The sequence below is a fragment of the Chitinimonas sp. genome (assembly GCF_041904975.1).
Taxonomy (GTDB): domain Bacteria; phylum Pseudomonadota; class Gammaproteobacteria; order Burkholderiales; family Chitinimonadaceae; genus Chitinimonas.
In genome coordinates, this window is sequence record NZ_JAYRLZ010000374.1 from 1 (window position 1) to 3,307 (window position 3,307).

A 3,307-nucleotide genomic window follows, 5' to 3' on the forward strand; every position below is an offset into this window, starting at 1 on the left:
AGCACAACCGTTTCACGTCCCCTTATACTCGGCTAGCCAGATAGCGCCGCTCCCACGGGGTGATTTCATGCTGGAAGCTGGCCAGTTCCACTTCCTTGACTGCTACGAAGGCCTCGACAAATTCGTCGCCGAATAGCTGGCGGGCGATTTTGCTGGCCAGCATGGTGTCGAGTGCGCCCTCCAGGGTGCGCGGCAGGGCCGGGCCGCTGTCTTCCTGCTCGAACACCGTGCCGACGGCTTCAGCGCTCGGTTCCAGCTGCTGCTCGATGCCATAGAGGCCAGCCGCCAGGGTGGCGGCCAGAACCAGGTAAGGGTTGGCATCGCAGCCGGGTATGCGGTTTTCCACCCGGCGGGCGGCCGGACCGGAGCGCGGGATGCGGATGCCGACCGAGCGATTGTCATAGCCCCAGCTCAGATTGACCGGCGCTGCCATATGCTTGGCAAAGCGGCGATAGCTGTTGATATGCGGGCACAGCATCGGCATCAGCGCCGGCGTCGCCACCTGCACGCCGGCAATGTACTGGTAGAACAGCGGGCTGGGCTCGCCGCTCTCCTGGCTGAAGATATTGTGGCCTTGCGCATCGACCACGCTCTGGTGGATATGCATGGAGCTGCCGGGCTGGCCGGCCAAGGGCTTGGCCATAAATACTACCTGCAGGCCATGCTTGAAGCCGATTTCGCGCAGGGCGTATTTGAACAGGAAGGTCTGGTCGGCCAGGGTCAGCGCATCGCCATGCAGCAGGTTGATTTCGTATTGGCTTGGGCCCAGCTCATGGACAAAGGTGTCGCCGGGAATACCCAGTTCAGCCAGTGCCGCCAGGGCTTCGTCGAAGAAGTCGGCATGGTCGTTCAGGCCGCCGAGGCTAAAGCCCTGGTTGCCGTCTTCGCGTCGGCCATTGCGGCTCAGCGGCGCGCTCATCGGCTCGTTCGGGTCGAGATTGGGCTGGAGCAGGTAGAACTCGATTTCCGGCGCTACTACCGGCGACCAGCCGCGCTGCGCGTAGCGGGCCAGCACCTGCTTGAGCACATTGCGCGCAGCAATCGGCGTCGGCTTGCCATCAAGGTCGTAACAGTCGTGCAGCGCCATGGCGCGCGGCTGCTTGGCCCAGGGCACCCGCTTGAGGGTGCCGGGAATCGGGCGCAGCACCATGTCGGGGTCACCTTCGCCCGAGTAGCGGTAGTCGGCCCAATCGCCGGTGGCGGTATGGATGGCCACCGCACGGCACAGGCGCAGCTCCTGGCCGCCAGCGAAGGCTGCGGCCGGCATGGCCTTGCCGCGCGCGGCGCCATTGATGTCGGCCACCAGGCATTCCACTTCGCGCACTCCCTGGGTGTGCAACCAGCTGGTATCGGGTGAAGAAGGCGTCATGCTCATCAAAGTCTCCTGGTGCCGCACGGGTGGCGGCGACGGTCAAATTCGGGCGGGGCTTCCCGCAGCAGGTGCAAGCGGTGCGGCGTTATCAAAACAGATCGCGCATCCGGTAAAAAAACTTGCCGGCCGCTTCCATCGGGCCGGCCAGTAGTCGCCCGCCGGGAAACGGCGGGTTGGACAGTTTCTCGAAACGCTTGAGCTGGGTGTCGTCGCCCAGTATTGCCTCGGCCAGTACCCGGCCTGCCACACAGGTGGGGATGACGCCGTGGCCGGAAAAGCCCTGCGCCCAATACACATTGCCGCGCCGCCCAAAATCGGGGGTGCGGCGCAGGGTGCAGTCGATCAGACCGCCCCAGCCGTAATCGAGCTGCACGCCTTTGAGCTGCGGAAACACCTTTTCCAGCGCCGGCCGCATCGCTGCCTTGATATCGCGCGGCATGCCGCCCAGATAGGTGCAGCCACCGCCAAACAGCAGCCGGCCATCCTGGCTCAGCCGGAAGTAATCGAGCACGAACTGGTTGTCGGTGACGCAGGCGCCACTGGGCACCAGCTTGGCGCCGCGCTCACCCAGGGGCTCGGTGGCCACCATGAAGGTGCCGACTGGCAATATGCGCCGGCTGCGGTCGCGGTCGAAGTCGCCGAGGTAGACATTGGCTGCCAGCACCAGGGTGTCGCAGCGCACGCTGCCTTGGGCGGTGGTGATGACCACGCGATCGCCCTGCGACTGGTGCGAGATGGCAGCGCTTTGCTCGTAAATGCTGACGCCCAGGCGCTCGGCAGCGGCAGTAAGGCCCAGCACATATTTGAGCGGGTGCAGATGGCCCGCTTCCGGGTCGTACAGTGCCGCCTGATAGCGCGGGCTGTCCACCCAGTCGCGCAGCTGCGGCTTGTCGATTAACTGCAGGCCGCTATAGCCCCAGTGCTGGCTGGCTTCCTCTTGCCAGTCGGTCAGCAGCTTGACGCGGCGCGGTAGCACGGCGGTCCATAGATGGCCGTCGCGCCAGTCGCAGTCGATTTGGTGCTGCGCAATGCGCTGGCGGATTTCCAGCGCGGCGCCGCGTACCAGCTTCCAGATTTCCATCGCCTCGTCACGGCCCAGCTGGGCCTCGATCGGCGGCATATCGCAGGAAAAGCCGAGGATGGCTTGCCCGCCATTGCGGCCCGAGGCGCCCCAGCCGACGCGGGCTGCTTCCAGCATCACCACCTTTTTGCCGGCTTCAGCAAGGCGCAGTGCGGTATAGAGGCCAGCAAAACCGGCGCCGACGACACAGACGTCGGCATCTAGCGCACCTTGCAAGGTCGGCCGCTCGCGCAGGCGGTCGGCCGCGCTGGCGGCGTAGTAGCTGTCGGGGTAACGGTTAAGTGGCGTCGTTTCGAGGGCCATGAGGTCAGTTCGGTAGGTCGGAATTCATTCCGACGGTGATGCTTGCAAGGGGGCGTCGGACTACTTTCCGACCTGGGGCGTAGATCGGTTCATCATGCCAAGGCTTATTCCAACCTACCGAGGATTTGCTCGCTATGTTGGCCGAGGGTTGGCGGCGCAACATCGTAGCGGATCGGTGTTTTGGAGAACTTGATCGGATTGGCCACCATGGTCACGCTGCCATGCGGATGCGCAATCTCCACCACGCCCTGGCGGGCCGCCACTTGTGGCTCGGCCAGTGCTTCGGCAATGGTATTGATCGGCCCGCCAGGAATGCCGGCAGCTTCCATGCCGTTGATCCAGTAGGCGCGTGGCTGGGTCTTCATGGCTTCGCGTATCTGCGGCACCAGCAGTTCGCGGTTCAGCACGCGCGCCTTGTTGCTGGCGAAGCGCTCGTCAGCGGCCCATTCGGCATGGCCGGCCAGCTCGGCAAAGCGGGCGAACTGGCTGTCATTGCCGACTGCCACAATCACATGGCCATCGCTGGCTTCAAATGCCTGGTAGGGCACGAT

3 protein-coding genes are annotated in these 3,307 nt (G+C 64.5%); all 3 read right to left on the reverse strand.

Annotated features, from left to right (window positions below):
• Positions 1-22: 22 nt before the first annotated feature.
• The gene (locus ACE3OH_RS20980) at positions 23-1,375 is read right to left on the reverse strand and encodes a glutamine synthetase family protein (RefSeq protein ID WP_374357789.1); all 1,353 of its coding nucleotides are present in this window, start codon (positions 1,373-1,375) and stop codon (positions 23-25) included.
• 85 nt (positions 1,376-1,460) lie between these two features.
• Positions 1,461-2,756 (reverse strand): NAD(P)/FAD-dependent oxidoreductase, encoded by a 1,296-nt coding sequence (locus ACE3OH_RS20985; protein WP_374357792.1) that lies wholly within the window; start codon positions 2,754-2,756, stop codon positions 1,461-1,463.
• 104 nt (positions 2,757-2,860) lie between these two features.
• Positions 2,861-3,307, reverse strand: a 447-nt coding sequence (locus ACE3OH_RS20990; protein ID WP_374357795.1) for a CoA transferase, incomplete at its 5' end; no start/stop codon positions are given.

Excerpts from the sequence above, each read along its gene's own strand:
- ACE3OH_RS20980 (WP_374357789.1), bottom strand. The coding sequence starts at position 1,375 with ATGAGCATGACGCCTTCTTCACCCGATACCAGCTGGTTGCACACCCAG.
- ACE3OH_RS20985 (WP_374357792.1), bottom strand. The coding sequence starts at position 2,756 with ATGGCCCTCGAAACGACGCCACTTAACCGTTACCCCGACAGCTACTAC.